At 71.5% G+C, this 14330-nt stretch carries 11 protein-coding genes and 1 pseudogene; 8 read left to right on the top strand and 4 right to left on the bottom strand.

What is annotated here, in order from left to right; all coding sequences use genetic code 11:
• Positions 1-23: 23 nt before the first annotated feature.
• The 7 genes and pseudogenes from infB (at position 24) to ACYCO6_RS28305 (ending at position 9740) form a co-directional block, all read left to right on the top strand.
• Positions 24-2936, top strand: coding sequence for a translation initiation factor IF-2 (gene infB / locus ACYCO6_RS28335; protein WP_459765551.1), 2913 nt, complete (start codon positions 24-26; stop codon positions 2934-2936).
• Between the two features lie 104 nt (positions 2937-3040).
• Positions 3041-3484, top strand: coding sequence for a 30S ribosome-binding factor RbfA (rbfA, locus tag ACYCO6_RS28330; protein ID WP_459765549.1), 444 nt, complete (start codon positions 3041-3043; stop codon positions 3482-3484).
• A 53-nt stretch (positions 3485-3537) separates the two neighbouring features.
• Positions 3538-4566, top strand: coding sequence for a tRNA pseudouridine(55) synthase TruB (truB, locus tag ACYCO6_RS28325; RefSeq protein ID WP_459765547.1), 1029 nt, complete (start codon positions 3538-3540; stop codon positions 4564-4566).
• Between the two features lie 134 nt (positions 4567-4700).
• Positions 4701-6122 (top strand): dihydrolipoyl dehydrogenase, encoded by a 1422-nt coding sequence (locus ACYCO6_RS28320; protein ID WP_459773768.1) that lies wholly within the window; start codon positions 4701-4703, stop codon positions 6120-6122.
• A gap of 46 nt (positions 6123-6168) precedes the next feature.
• On the top strand, positions 6169-8784 hold the full coding sequence (locus ACYCO6_RS28315) for a histidine kinase dimerization/phosphoacceptor domain -containing protein (RefSeq protein WP_459765545.1): 2616 nt from the start codon (positions 6169-6171) through the stop codon (positions 8782-8784).
• Positions 8781-9389: a biliverdin-producing heme oxygenase gene (locus tag ACYCO6_RS28310; RefSeq protein ID WP_459765543.1), complete on the top strand. Its 609-nt coding sequence runs from the start codon at positions 8781-8783 to the stop codon at positions 9387-9389. Before ACYCO6_RS28315 ends, ACYCO6_RS28310 begins: the two co-directional genes overlap by 4 nt.
• Before the next feature lies 1 nt (position 9390).
• A pseudogene (locus tag ACYCO6_RS28305) lies at positions 9391-9740 on the top strand (DMT family transporter).
• Positions 9741-9755: 15 nt separating this feature from the next.
• On the opposite strand, the gene gmk reads toward ACYCO6_RS28305, so the two are convergent.
• Complete coding sequence (gene gmk, locus ACYCO6_RS28300) at positions 9756-10418, bottom strand: guanylate kinase (RefSeq protein ID WP_459765541.1); 663 nt, start codon at positions 10416-10418, stop codon at positions 9756-9758.
• A 49-nt stretch (positions 10419-10467) separates the two neighbouring features.
• Complete coding sequence (locus ACYCO6_RS28295; RefSeq protein ID WP_459765539.1) at positions 10468-11343, bottom strand: YicC/YloC family endoribonuclease; 876 nt, start codon at positions 11341-11343, stop codon at positions 10468-10470.
• 139 nt (positions 11344-11482) lie between these two features.
• Here ACYCO6_RS28295 and ACYCO6_RS28290 point away from each other — a divergent pair, with 139 nt between their 5' ends.
• On the top strand, positions 11483-11737 hold the full coding sequence (locus ACYCO6_RS28290) for a hypothetical protein (protein WP_459765537.1): 255 nt from the start codon (positions 11483-11485) through the stop codon (positions 11735-11737).
• Positions 11738-11836: 99 nt separating this feature from the next.
• On the opposite strand, the gene mltG is transcribed toward ACYCO6_RS28290, so the two are convergent.
• Together mltG and mutM are read right to left on the bottom strand one after the other, a co-directional pair.
• The gene (mltG, locus tag ACYCO6_RS28285; protein WP_459765535.1) at positions 11837-13252 is read right to left on the bottom strand and encodes an endolytic transglycosylase MltG; all 1416 of its coding nucleotides are present in this window, start codon (positions 13250-13252) and stop codon (positions 11837-11839) included.
• Positions 13253-13402: 150 nt separating this feature from the next.
• On the bottom strand, positions 13403-14293 hold the full coding sequence (mutM, locus tag ACYCO6_RS28280) for a bifunctional DNA-formamidopyrimidine glycosylase/DNA-(apurinic or apyrimidinic site) lyase (protein WP_459765533.1): 891 nt from the start codon (positions 14291-14293) through the stop codon (positions 13403-13405).
• Positions 14294-14330: the final 37 nt, after the last annotated feature.

The following is a 14330-nucleotide window of genomic DNA, read 5'->3' as shown; positions in this document are numbered from 1 at the left end:
GAAACCCTCAGGGTTCAGGCTGAATGAGCGATACGAACAACCCGGGCGACAAGACTCTGAACCGGACTTCCCCGAAGCCGCTCTCCCTCAAGCGGCCGATCGAGGCGGGCACCGTGCGTCAGAGCTTCTCCCATGGCCGCTCCAAGCAGGTCGTGGTCGAGACGGTGAAGCGCCGCGTCATCGGCGCGGCGCCGGCCGCTCCCGCCCGTGAGCCTGCGCCAGCGCCGCGCCCGGCACCTGCTGCGACCGCTCCGGCGGCGCCGCGTCCGGCCCAGAGGGCCGCATCGGGTGTGGTTCTGCGCACGCTGAGCGAGCAGGAGAGCGCCGCCCGCGCCGCCGCCCTCGCCGACGCACAGCGCCGCGAGGCCGAGGCCCGCCGCAAGGCCGAGGCCGAGGCCGAGGCGCGCCGCCGGGAAGCCGAGGAACAGGCCCGCCGCGAGCGCGAGGCCGCCGAGGCTCGCCGCCGCGAGGAGGAGGAGCGCAAGGCTGCCGCTGCCGCCGCTGCCGCCGCGGAAGCCGCGAAGGCGGCCGAGGCTTCGGCCGCCGCGGCGCCCGCTGCGGCCCCGGCGCGTCCGGCTCCGGCACCTCAGCCTGCTGCGACTCCCGCGCCCGCTCGTCCGGCCGCTGCCGCGGCGCCGGCCCGGCCGGCCGCCGCTCCCGCGCGGCAGCCCGAGTCTGCCCGTCCTGCGGCCGCGCGTCCGGCGCCCGGCGCGGCGGCTCCGGCTGCACCCGCGCCGCGCCCACCGCTGACGCCGCGACCCTCCACGGGCGAGCCGCGCCGCACGATCACGGCCGACTCGCGCAAGCCGCGCGACCTGAACTTCATGGCCCGTCCGGCCCCGGCGCCCGAGCCCGAGAAGAGCGCCACGCCGGCCACCGCCGCGCGTCCCGCCGGGGCGGCCGCCACGGCGCGCCCCGCCGGCCGCGGTGCCCAGACCAACGACGACGAGTCCGAGACGAAGCGGGTGATCCGCCGTCCGGGCATGCCGCTCAAGATCATCACCCCGCCCAAGACCCCGAAGTCGCCGGGCGGTGATCGCAACCGTGGCCGCCTGACCATCGCCAACGCCACAGCGGGTGAGGAGGAGCGCACGCGCTCGGTCGCCTCGTTCCGCCGCCGCCAGCAGCGCATGAGCGGCCACCGGCAGGTGGAGCAGAAGGAGAAGCTGTCCCGCGAGGTGACGATCCCCGAGACGATCACCATCCAGGAACTCGCCAACCGCATGTCGGAGCGGGCCGTGGACGTGATCCGTCTGCTGATGAAGCAGGGCCAGATCCACAAGATCACCGACGTGATCGACTCGGACACCGCGCAGCTCATCGCCGAGGAGCTCGGCCACACTGTGCGCCGCGTCGCCGAGTCCGACGTCGAGGAGGGCCTGTCCTCCGACGAGCCGGATCTGGAGGAGGATCTCGATCCCCGTCCGCCGGTGGTCACGATCATGGGCCACGTCGATCACGGCAAGACGTCGCTGCTCGACGCGCTCCGCAAGGCGAACGTCGTGGAGGGCGAGGCCGGCGGCATCACCCAGCACATCGGCGCCTATCAGGTCGCGGCCCCGTCCGGGGACATGATCACCTTCATCGACACCCCCGGCCACGCGGCCTTCACGTCGATGCGCGCCCGCGGCGCCAAGGTGACCGACATCGTGGTGATCGTGGTGGCGGCCGATGACGGCGTCATGCCCCAGACCATCGAGGCGATCCAGCACGCCAAGGCGGCCGGCGTCCCGATGATCATCGCGATCAACAAGATGGATAAGCCGGACGCGAACCCGCAGCGGGTCCGCACCGAGCTGCTCCAGCACGACATCCAGGTGGAGTCGATGGGCGGCGAGACCCTCGAGTTCGAGGTCTCGGCCAAGACCGGCACCGGCCTGCCGGAGCTTCTGGAGGGCATCCAGATCCAGGCCGAAATCATGAACCTGCGCGCCAACGAGAAGCGCGACGGCGAGGGTACGGTCATCGAGGCCAAGCTCGATCGCGGTCGTGGCCCCGTAGCGACGGTCCTGGTCCAGCGCGGCACCCTGTTCACCGGCGACATCGTCGTCGCGGGCGCCGAATGGGGCCGCGTGCGCGCCCTGATCGACGACCTCGGCGAGAACGTGCAGTACGCCGGGCCGTCGGTGCCCGTCGAGGTGCTGGGCTTCAACGGCACGCCCGATGCCGGCGACCGGGTCATCGTGGTGCCCAACGAGGCCCGTGCCCGCGAAGTCACCGAGTATCGTGCCCGCGTGAAGCGCGAGCGCCTCGCGGCCCGGACCGGCGGTGCCAACCGCTCGCTCGTCGACATGATGCGCGACCTCAAGGAAGGCGCCGGCCGCAAGGAGCTGCCGATCGTCGTCAAGGGCGACGTGCAGGGTTCGGTCGAGGCCATCTCGGGTGCGCTCGAGAAGCTCGGCAACGACGAGGTCGGGGCCCGCATCCTCCTGTCGGGCGTCGGCGGCATCACCGAGTCAGACATCACCCTGGCGCAGGCCTCGAAGGCCGTGGTGATCGGCTTCAACGTGCGCGCCCACAAGGAGGCCCGCGAGGCTGCCGAGCGGGCCGGCATCGAGATCCGGTACTACAACATCATCTACGACCTCGTGGACGACATCAAAGCCACGCTGTCGGGGATGCTGCCGCCGACCCTGCGCGAGGAGCGCCTCGGCGAGGCCACCGTGCAGGAGGTCTTCGAGGTCTCGAAGGTCGGCAAGGTCGCCGGTTGCCGTGTCACCGACGGTATCGTGGAGCGCGGCGCCCATGTCCGCCTGATCCGCGACAGCGTCGTGATCCACGAAGGCAAGCTCAAGACGCTCAAGCGCTTCAAGGACGACGCGAAGGAAGTCACCTCCGGCCAGGAGTGCGGCATGGCCTTCGAGAACTTCGAGAACATGCGCGCGGGCGACGTGATCGAGTGCTACCGGGTCGAAGAGATCCGCCGCACGCTCTGAGAGTTCGGACCCGTCCGGACAGGGCGGTCGCGGCACCCGCCGCGGCCGTCTTTTCTTTTTTCAGGACGTGAGCCGGCCGCCCCGGGGCGCCGGCCCGAGACAGAATGGCCCAGAAACCGACTTCCACCGGCCCCTCGCAGCGCCAGCAGCGCGTGGCCGAACTCGTGCGGCACGCGCTGGCCGAGGTGCTCCAGCGCGGCGACATCCAGGATCCGGTGCTCGGCACGCATGTCGTGACCGTGCCTGAGGTGCGGATGTCGCCGGACCTGAAGCTCGCCACCGCCTACGTCATGCCGCTCGGCGGCCTCGACGAGGCGCCGGTGATCGCCGCCCTGGAACGGCACCGCAAGGTGCTGCGCCAGGAGGTGGCGCGGCGCGTGAACCTGAAATTCGCGCCCGAGCTGCGCTTCCGTCGCGACGAGACCTTCGACGAGGCGGCGCGGATCGACAGGCTGCTGCGGGACGAGCGCGTGCAGCGCGACCTCGGCCAGGACCGGGATGGCGACCTGCGGGGCGGCGACGAACCGGAGACCGGATCGGGGCATTGATCCCCGACAACGAACAGAAAGGGACGGGGCACGACCCCGGGGGACACGAGGACATGACGGTTTCCATCGAAGACTATCCGCAGGCGGAGCGTCCGGCTCCCGGCCCGGCCGGCGAGCGCCGGGGTCCTGAGGGGCGCCGCCCGCAGCGCGGCCCGCGTCCCGATCGGCCCAAGCGCCGGGACGTGTCGGGCTGGGTGATCCTCGACAAGCATGTCGGCATGACCTCCACCCACGCGGTCGCGGTGGTGAAGCGCGCCTTCAACGCCAAGAAGGCCGGCCATGCCGGCACACTCGATCCGCTGGCCTCCGGCATCCTGCCGATCGCCCTGGGCGAGGCGACCAAGACCGTCCCCTTCGTCATGGACGGCCGCAAGGCCTACCGCTTCACCGTGCAGTGGGGCGTCGAGACCGACACCGACGATGCCGAGGGGCGCCCCGTCGCCACCAGCGACGCCCGGCCGGACCGGGCGGCGGTCGAGGCAGCGCTGCCGGCCTTCGTGGGAGCGATCGAGCAGGTGCCCCCGCGCTACTCGGCCATCAAGATCCAGGGCGAGCGCGCCTACGACCTCGCCCGCGAGGGCGAGACCGTGGAGCTGGTCGCCCGGCCGGTGCAGATCGACCGGCTCGCCGTGGTCGAGCATGACGGCGAGCATACTGTGATCGAGGCCGAGTGCGGCAAGGGGACCTACGTCCGCGCCCTGGCGCGCGACCTCGGCCGGGCCCTCGGCTGCTACGGCCACGTCTCGTCCCTGCGCCGGACCCGCGTCGGGCCGTTCTCCGAGAGTGAGGCCTGCTCGGTCGCCGCCCTCACCGAAGGGAGCCCCGAGGCTGCCCTTGCGCATCTGCGTCCGGTGGAGACTGCCCTCGATGCAATCCCGGAGGTCGCGGTTTCCCGTGACCTGGGCCTGCGCCTGATGCGCGGACAGCCGGTGATCCTCCGGGGCCGCGATGCCCCCGTGGAGGGCAAGGCCTTCGCCACCTGCGCCGGCATCCTCGTCGCTGTCGGTGACGTGGAGCGCGGCGAGTTGGTCCCCCACCGCGTGTTCCACCTCGGCGGCACTGCGCCCGGCCGCAGCGTGTGAGCCCGGCGCCCCGGACGGCCCATCGCGGCACGTGCGGGGTTCCGGCCGGTCCGGGCCGGCCTGAGGCGCGAGCGCGCAGGTGGAACGAACCTGAGCGGTGAGACTTTGGCCCCGGCAGACGGTCCGGGGCGATGATGCGCGAGCTCGACTACGACGTGGCAGTGATCGGTGCCGGGACGGCCGGCATCGCCGCGCACCGCGCCGCGGCGGCCGCCGGTGCGCATTGCGTGCTGATCGAGCGCGGTCCCGGCGGCACCACCTGCGCGCGGGTGGGTTGCATGCCCTCCAAGCTGCTCATGGCGGCCGCCGCTGCTGCCCATGGGGCACGCAGCGCCGGCCTGTTCGGCATCCGGGTCTCCGGCGTCGCGGTGGATGGGCCTGCGGTGCTGGGACGACTCCGCACCGAGCGCGACCGGTTCGTCGCCGGCGTCTTCGCGGGGCTCGAAGAATGGCCCGACAGTGCCCGGCTCGCGGGCAGCGCGCGTTTCGAGGACGGCCGGACCCTCGCAATCGACGATCACACACGGGTCCGGTTCCGCGCCGCCGTCATTGCCACCGGCTCCAGCCCGATCGTGCCGGAGCCCCTGCAGGGGCTCGGCGCGCGCGTCCTGACCACCGATACCCTGTTCGAGATCCCCGACCTGCCGGATACGCTGGTGGTTCTCGGGGCCGGTGCGGTCGGGATCGAGATCGCCCAGGCCATGGCGCGGCTCGGCGTCGCCGTCACGGCGATCGATGCGGGCGACACCGTCGCCGGGCTATCCGAGCCGGATCTCGCCCGGCAGGCCGCGGAGATCTTCGGCGCGGAGCTGGATCTGCATCTCGGTGCCCACGTTCAGGCCGCCACGCCGGACGGCGACGGCGTGCGCCTCGCGTGGACCGACCGGCACGGTGCCGCGCACGTTACGCGAGCGGCCCGGGTGCTCGCCGCCACCGGCCGGTCGCCGAACCTCGACGGGATCGGGCTCGAGGCGGCGGGCTTATCCATCGGCGAGAGCGGCGTGCCGGAATTCGATCCCCGCAGCCTCGTCTGCGCGGGCGCGCCGATTCTGATCGCTGGCGACGCCGATGCCTGGCGGCCGGTGCTGCACGAGGCGAGCCGCCAAGGCAGGATCGCCGGCGCCAATGCGGCCGCCCTGGCCGCAGGCCGTCCGGTCGAGGCGCCCGCGCCGTGGACGAGCCTCGCGATGGTGTTCACCCATCCCCAGGCTGCGGTGATCGGGGCACCCTACGATCCGGATGCCGACCGCGTCATCGGCGCGATGAATTTCTCCGACCAGGGCCGCGCCCGGATCGAGGGCCGGAACTGGGGTGGCATCCGGATCTGGGCCGATCGAACCGGCCGCCTGCTCGGTGGCGAGATGCTCGGCCCAGCCGTGGAGCACCTCGCGCATGAGTTGACCTATGCAATTGCCGAGGGGCTGCCCGTACAGGATGTAGAGGACCGACCCAAATATCATCCCACGGTTGAGGAAGGACTTGGGAGCGCTGTGACCGAAATAAAACAGACACTGTCTCGATCTTCATCCTGTCACAACCGCACGCATTGCGCTTGATCGATCTCCCCGCCATACCCGTCGCAATGAGCCGGTTTCATTCCTGATGCCGCCGAGCAAAGACTCCGCCCGCGGCGTCGATCTCGACGGGCTCGCGCCCGAGGCGCTGGATCGCCTGGACCAGAGCATCATCGGGCTCGATGCGTCCGGCACCGTCGTGGCGTTCAGCGAGGGGGCGAGCGCGATCTCCGGGCTCTCGCGCGAAGCGGTGCTGGGGCGCGACTACTTCCGCGACGTGATGCCGGGGACCAACGTGCCTGGCTTCAGGGGCCGGTTCCTCGCGGGCGGCCGCCGCGGCGGGCTGGACGAGAGCTTCGATCACGTGTTCGGCCGGCTGCCGCAGCCGCTGCGGGCCAGGGTCCGCATGCGGAACGGGCAGATGGCGGACGGCCGTCCGGTCACGTGGCTGACGATCGATCCGGTGGAGAGCCTGGGGGCCGGTCTGTCGCGCGAGGCCGTGATGGCGGCGATCGGGCGGCGGATCCGCGCGGAGCCGGTGGATGCCAGTCTCTGCGAGCGCGAGCCGATCCACATCCCGGGCTCGATCCAGCCCAATGCCGTGATGCTCGCCGCCGATGCCGGCACGCTGCGCGTCCTCGCCTACTCGGCCAACGTGTCCGAGATCGTCGATCCGGTCGAGCCGCCGCTGGCGGGCCGGCCTCTCGCCGACGTGCTGCCGGCGGATTTCGTCGATGCCATCCGGGCCCGCCTCGCGGCCGGGACGCTGGACGACGGCCGCTCCATTCGGCGCCGGCTGATCCTCCTGGGCCGCGGCGCGACCTACTTCGCCGTCGCGCATGCCCATGGCGGCCGTCTCATCGTCGAGTTGGAACTGGAGCCCGACTCGGCCGAAGATTTCCCCACCGCGAGCCAGGTCGACACGGAACTGGCCGTGGGACGGCTGCGCGAGGCCGAGACCCTGGCCGATGCCGCACGGATCGCTGCCCTGGAGATCCGCGCGCTCACCGGGTTCGAGGCGGTGCTGGTCTATCGGTTCGACGCGGACTGGAACGGCGAGGCGGTGGCCGAGGACAAGGTCCCCGACTGGTCGCGCAGCCTGCTCGGCCTGCGCTTTCCCGCCTCCGACATCCCCGCTCAGGCGCGGGCCCTCTACACCAAGGCGAAGAGCCGCTTCGTGATCGATCGCGACAGCGTTCCGGTGGGTCTGGTGGCCGCGCCGGGCGCCGGCAACGGGCCGATCGACCTGACCTTCGCCCAGCACCGGACGCTGTCGCCGATCCACCTCGAGTACCAGCGCAATCTCGGCGTGAACGGCTCGATGTCGATCTCCATCATGGTCGAGGGCCGGCTCTGGGGCTTGATGATCGGCCATCATCGCCGCCCGCACTACGTCACGCCGGAGACCCGCTCCGCCGCCGCCGTGCTCACCGATGCCTTCGCCATGCGGGTGCAGGAGATCGAGTCGCGCCGTCTCTGGGCCGAACGGCAGGCGCATCTCGACGTCGAGGGGCGCCTTGTACGCGGCCTGACCCGCTCCGACGACTTCGTGGCGGCCCTGACCGGCGGCGCCAGGACCCTCCTCGATCTGTTCAGCGCCACCGGGGCCGGCATCGTCTCGGGGGATCGCGTGACGCTCATCGGCCGGGCGCCCCCACCCGAATCCGTCTCGGCGATCGCGGGCTGGCTGCGGGAGCGGGTCCCGACCGGAGAGACCGGCTACAGCAGCGACAGCTTCACTACCGAATACCTGGAGGCCGCCCCGTACCGGGAGGTCGCCAGCGGCCTTCTGGCGGTCTTCGTGGACGAGTCGCGCGAGAACCTCCTGGTCTGGTTCCGCCCGGAGGTGCCCAGCACGGTCACCTGGGGCGGCGATCCGCGCAAGCCGGTGCTGGCCGGCAGCGGCCCCGTGGCCGTGTTGCCGCGCCGTTCCTTCGAGCGCTGGGTCGAGGAGCGTACCGGCTTCGCAACCCCCTGGGCCGAGTGGCAGGTCCAGCTCGCCGGCTCCTTGGCCGAGGCCGTGGAAGGCGTGGTGCTGCGCCAGCGCCGTAAGATCGACGAGCTGACCAGTCTGCTGGCCGAGAAGGAGCGCCTGCTCGAGCAGAAGGACCTGCTCACCCGGGAGATCGACCACCGGGTCAAGAACTCCCTGCAGATCGTCTCGGCCTTCCTGCAGATGCAGCGCCGCCAGATCGCCGACGGCGAGGCCCGGCAGGCCTTCGCCGATACCTCGGCGCGGGTGATGAGCGTCGCGCGCGTGCATGACAGCCTGTATCAGGCCGAGCGCTTCGACGAGGTCGATCTAGGCCAGACGATCGAGAGCCTGTGTAACGACCTCGCGGGTCTGGCGGGCGAGGGCCACGCCGTCGACCTATCGGCGGAGGCCGGCCTGATGGTGCCGTACCGCAAGGCGGTGGCGCTCTCGCTCATCGCCACGGAACTCGTCACCAACGCGTTCAAGTACGCCGCGAACCCGAGCGGCATCGGGCGCGTGGAGGTCAGCGTCTCGGCCTCCGGCCCCGGCGAGATTCAGCTCCGGGTCTGCGACGACGGCGCCGGCCTGCCCGACGACTGGGCCGACGCCCGCGCCCGCGGCAAAGGTTCGGGCCTGGGCATGAAGCTGATCCGGGCCATGCTCGATCAGATCGACGCCCGGCTCGACGTCGCCAACAATCCCGGCGCCTGCTTCACGATCACCGCGTGACGGCCTCCGCCACCAGCGATCGCGGCAGCCTGCATGCCCGGCTGCGTGCGGCGACCGACCCGGCGCACCGCGCCCTCGAGGATGACCTCGACTGGCGCGCCCGGGTGGCGACGCTGCCTGGCTACCGCGCGCTGCTGGAACGGCTCTACGGATTCCACGCCGCCTGGGAGCCGGCGATCGGCCTGGGTCTCGCCGACGAGCCGTTCCTCGGGCCGCGCCGCCGCCTCGCCCTCCTAGCCGCCGATCTCGACCATCTCGGGCTTGTTCAGGAGGCGATCGCGGCGCTCCCGCGACCGGCTTCCCCGACCCTGGAGGGGACCGCCGCCGCGACGGGGGCGCTCTACGTGCTGGAGGGCTCGACGCTGGGCGGTCAACTGATCGGCCGGCACATCGCCGGCCTGCACGGTTTCTCTGGCGACGGGCTCGCCTATTACCGGGCGCACGGCGCCGGAGCGGGGGCGATGTGGGCGGCCTTCCGGGCCCGGCTCGAAATCTTCGCGGAGGATCCCGCCGCGGAGGCCGCGCTCATCGCGGCGGCCGTGACGACCTTCGCGGCGCTGCGGGTGTGGCTCTGCACCGCACAGGGCGAGACGGCCGCCAGCTGAGATCGCCGGCTGGGCGGGATTTGCCAGCTGCTTCGTCGGACTCGGCTGCATGACGCTCCTGGCTGCCGCCCTGCGCGACCCGGTGCCTGGGGCGAGCGTGGCGGGGCGCATCCCGTGGTGGACCTGGAGCGGCATCCTTTTCGGCACGCTCTTCATCGGGCTTGCGATCTTACTTGTCCCGAAGCTCGGCGCCCCGACCTTCTTCGCCCTCCTGGTGACCGGGGCCAGATGCTCGCCTCGGTGGCGTTCGATCAGGCCGGCCTGCTTGGCCTCGCGCAGCGGCCCGTAGACCTGCCGCGCCTTCTCGGCGTCGGGCTCCTGGTCGGCGGGGTCGTACTGACCCGCCGGTAGGGAGGGGGGCCGATCCTACGAGACCTCCGCCAGCAGGCCTTCGACGAACTGCGCCAGCCCGGTGCGGCGCGCGCGCTTGAGCCGCTCGGCCGCCAGGATCCCCTGAAGAGCCTTGAAGGCGTTCTGCAGGTCGTCGTTGACGATGACGTAATCGTACTCGACCCAGCGCTGGATCTCGGTCCGGGCGTTGGCGAGGCGCTTCTCGATCGTCTCGGCGGAATCCTCTGCCCGGCGCTCCAGGCGCTGACGCAGCTCGGCCATGCTGGGCGGCAGGATGAAGACCGTCACGACATCCTGGGGGAGCTTGGACCGCACCTGCCGGGTGCCCTGGTAGTCGATGTCGAAGATCATGTCCCGGCCGGCCCCGAGCACCTTCTCCACCGGCCGGCGGGGTGTCCCGTAGAAATTGCCGTGGACCTCGGCCCATTCGAGCAGGTCGTCGCGGGCGCGCAGGTCCTCGAAGGCCTCGCGGTCTATGAAATGGTAGTGCCGCCCATCGATCTCGGACGGACGGCGGGCCCGGGTGGTCACGGAGATCGACAGGTCGAGCGCCCAGGCGGGATCCTGCGCGATCGCCCGCGTCAGCGTGGTCTTGCCGGCCCCGGAGGGCGAGGACAGGATCAGGATCAGCCCGCGCCGGGCGATGGTTTCGGAGACGCTCCCCGCCGGTTCGGTCATGCGCGTGGCTCCGCGGCGTTTCGCATCCGTGCCCTCACCATTCGGTCGGTCATTCGATGTTCTGGACCTGCTCGCGGAACTGCTCGACCACGGCCTTCAGGTCGAGTCCGATCCGCGACAGGCTGATGTCGTTGGCCTTGGCGCACAGGGTGTTGGCCTCGCGGCCGAATTCCTGAGCCAGGAAATCGAGGCGCCGGCCGATCGCGCCGCCGGCCGCCAGCAGCTCGCGGGCACTGGTGACGTGGGCGCGAAGCCGATCCAGCTCCTCGCGCACATCCGCCCTGGCGGCAAGCAGCATCGCTTCCTGGTGCAGGCGGTCCGGGTCGAGGCCGCTGCCGCCCAGGGCTTCCACGGCAGCTTCCAGCCGGGCCCGAACCGCCTCGGGCCGGCGCGCCGGGTTGTCCTCCGCGGCCTGCGTCAGCTCGGCGATCCGGGCGACCTGCGCGGTGACGATCTCCTCCAGCTGCCGCCCCTCGGCGCGGCGGGCCTCGACAAGGTCCGCCACCAGCTGGACGACGCCCTCGGCGAGGTCGCGGGCAAGCGATTCAGTATCCGCCGCCTCGTCCTCGGTCTCGACCACGCCGCGTACGCCGAGCAGCCCGTCCAGGGTGGCGGGCGCGACGCCATCGGGGACCGGTACCCGGGCCACGGCCTGCGCGAGGCTCGCCAGCAGCGTCTCGTTGATCCGAACCCGCGTGGACGCGTCCGGTTTGGTGAGCGTCAGGGTCAGCTGGCACTGGCCGCGGGTCAGCGTCTTCTGCAGGGCGGTGCGGGCGGTCTCGCCGAGGCCGTCATAGCCGGCCGGAACGCGGGTGCGCACGTCGAGGCCGCGGCCGTTGACGCTGCGGACCTCCCAGGCCCATTGCACCGGCCCCGTGGTGCCCGCCGTCCGGGCGAAGCCCGTCATGCTCGCGATCTGGGCCATGCCGACCCCCGTCCTCGTGAAGATCGGGGCCTGTAGCACGGATCTTCACGCTGGGAAGAGGTCGATCAATTTGTCGGCCTCCTCGAAAGCGTGCCTTCAGGGCTTCGTGACAGGATGCGTGCGTGAATGGGAGGGATCCATGATGCGAATCGCGCGCAGCATCCCGGCTTTCGTCTGGCTCGCGGCCTTCATCCTGCACGGGCACGCTTTCCAGGCCCATGCGGCCGAGAGGCCGGCGAGCGGGGACCGGCCCCGGCCGGCGGATGTCGTGCGGGCGCCTCGGAACCATGAACCGGGCGCGCCGCAATCGGCCGCCGCGGCGCGCGAGGACCTCTCTGCCTGCCAATCCCGCAAGATCGTCGGGACCGGCGCCGGCTTCTGCATGATCAACTGAGCCCCGGACGCGCCGGCACGGGAGAGGATGACCCGGCCTAGAGCGTGATGGGGGGAAGCGGAACCCGGCTTTCCGAGACCATCATGTGATCGCAAGGACCTAACGTCGGCCGCGCGGCGCCGGCGCCGGAGCGCTGAGCGCCGGTACGGTCTTGGGTGAGCCCAGATCGTAGCTGCGGTTCTTCAGCGGATCGAGCCGCGTGCCCTCGGAGGCGTCGAAGGCCCGCGAGCTCGGCGCGCCGCTGTCGAGGGCGAAGGCCGCGTTCGTGTTGACCTCGCCACCCGCGGGCGCGCCGCCCGGCGCATAAGCCGAGGCGCGTCCCGGCGTGGCCTGATCAGGGCCCGGCTCGACCTTGTCGACGGCGTCCGGCGAGGTCTGGCGGCTCTTCTCCACCGCGCGCCAGCGAGCGACGTTGCGCTGGTGCGCCTCCAGCGAGTCGGCGAAGGCATGGCCGCCGCTGCCGTCCGCGACGAAGTAGAGATCCTTGGTCCGGGAGGGATTGGCCACCGCTTCCAGGGCGGCCTTGCCGGGATTGGCGATGGGGCCCGGCGGCAGGCCCTCGATCACATACGTGTTGTAGGGCGTCGGCCGGTCGATCTCGGAGCGCAGGATGCCGCGGCCGAGGGTCCCGCGGCCGCCCACGAGCCCGTAGACGATCGTCGGGTCGGATTGCAGCTTCATACGCTTGTTGAGGCGGTTGATGAAGACGCCCGCCACCCGCGGTCGCTCGTCAGCGCGGCCGGTCTCCTTCTCGACGATGGAGGCCAGGGTGACCATCTCGGCCGGGGTCCGCACCGGCACGTCGGCACTGCGCCGGAGCCAGATCTGGTTCAGGACCTCGCGCTGCTTGGCCTTCATCAGGTTGACGATCTGCTGGCGGGTGGCGCCGCGCTCGAATTTGTACGTGTCGGGCAGGAGCGTGCCCTCCGCGGGGATCTCGTTGATCTCGCCGGTGAGCACGTCGTTGTCGTTGAGCCGGTTCACGATCTGCTCGGAGGTCAGGCCCTCCGGGAACGTGATGGCATGCTGCACCTGCCGGCCGGTGGCGATGGTGTCGAGCGCGTCGGAGATGCTCGCATGCGCCTTGAACATGTACTCGCCGGCCCGGAGCGGCGGCCGGCCGCCGAAGCGGGCGGCGAACTCGAACAGGCCGGTATGGTCGATCACGCCTTCACGCTTCAGGGCCTCGGCGATCTCGCCGGTGCCGCTGTGAGTGGGGATCACCACGACCTTGTCGGCCGCGAGCGGTCCCGGCTCGCGCACCTGCCGCTGGAACAGCGTGATCCCGATCATCGCCGCGATGGCGATGACCACCGCGAAGGTCAGAGCACCGCTGACGATGCCCACGAGCCCGCTCCGCTCGCGCTCGGGCTTCTCCGGCGGCGGGGGGGCGACGGTCGGCTTGATCGCCTCGCCCGGCGAGCGCGGCGAGAGGCGTTGCGGCAGGGCGGGCTCGTCCGTCGGATCCTGCGCGGTGGTCTCAGGCGCGGGTGGCTTTGAACGGCGGAAGAACATCGGGATCCTGTCTGGGTCCGCGCGACCCGTCTCGCGCTGCGGGCCGGGATCGGCTGCCCGCAACCGGGTGTGCACGTCGAGGAATGCGACCCTAGCCGGGTTTGTGGCGAAAATGCCATTCCGCGGCGCGAGAGGCGGCGATTGTCGCGGTCACCCCGGGGGCTGGCAGGCCGTGCAGAAGAAGGTGGACCGGTTGGCCTGCACGATGCGGGTGATCGCGCCAGCGCATCCCGGCCGGCTGCAGGGCAGGCCGACCCGATCGTAGACCCGGAAGGCGTGCTGGAACGCGCCCGCGCTGCCGTCCGTATGGGCGTAGTCGCGCAGTGTCGAGCCGCCGGCCTCGACGGCCTCCTCCAGAACCTTCACGATCGCCTTCGCCAGCGCGTTGGCCTTTGTCGTCGGCCGGCCGTCGGGTCGGGCGAGGCTCCCGGCCGGCGTCTCCGGGTGCAGGCGGGCCCGGTGGAGGGCTTCGCAGACGTAGATGTTGCCCAGGCCCGCGATGAGGCGCTGGTCCAGGAGCGCGGCCTTCAGTGGTGCAACCTTGTTGCGGAAGAGCTGCGCGATCACCGCACCCGTCAGCCCGTCGAGGGGCTCGATGCCCATCTTGGCGAAGTGGCGGCAGGCGGCGAGGTCCCGGCTGGGGACGAGGTCCATGAAACCGAAGCGGCGGGCATCATTGTAGGTGACGGTGGCGCCCGTGCTCATCGCCATGACCACATGGTCGTGCTTGGGCGCGCCCAGCGCGCCCTCGAGGTAGAAGTCGCCCGGCGAAACGTTGCTACCGTCGGGCAGCGCCACGTCGAACCGGCCGCTCATGCCGAGATGCATGATCAGCGTCTCGCCCGAGTCGAGATCGGCCGTGAGGTACTTCGCCCGGCGCGCCAACCCCGTCACGGTACGGCCTTCCAGGCGGGCGGCGAATCGCTCCGGGAACGGAAAGCGCAGGTTGGCCCGGCGCAGGGTCACACGGCTGAACCGGGCGCCGACCATGGCGGGCGCCAACCCCCGCCGCACCGTCTCGACCTCGGGAAGTTCCGGCATCTCTCTCGCGGCTTGTCTGCAGGGCGCCTCGTGCGCC

This window comes from Methylobacterium sp. CM6257 (assembly GCF_054611515.1).
Note: the sequence above shows the minus strand (reverse complement) of the source record. Positions and strands in the feature narration are given on the sequence as shown.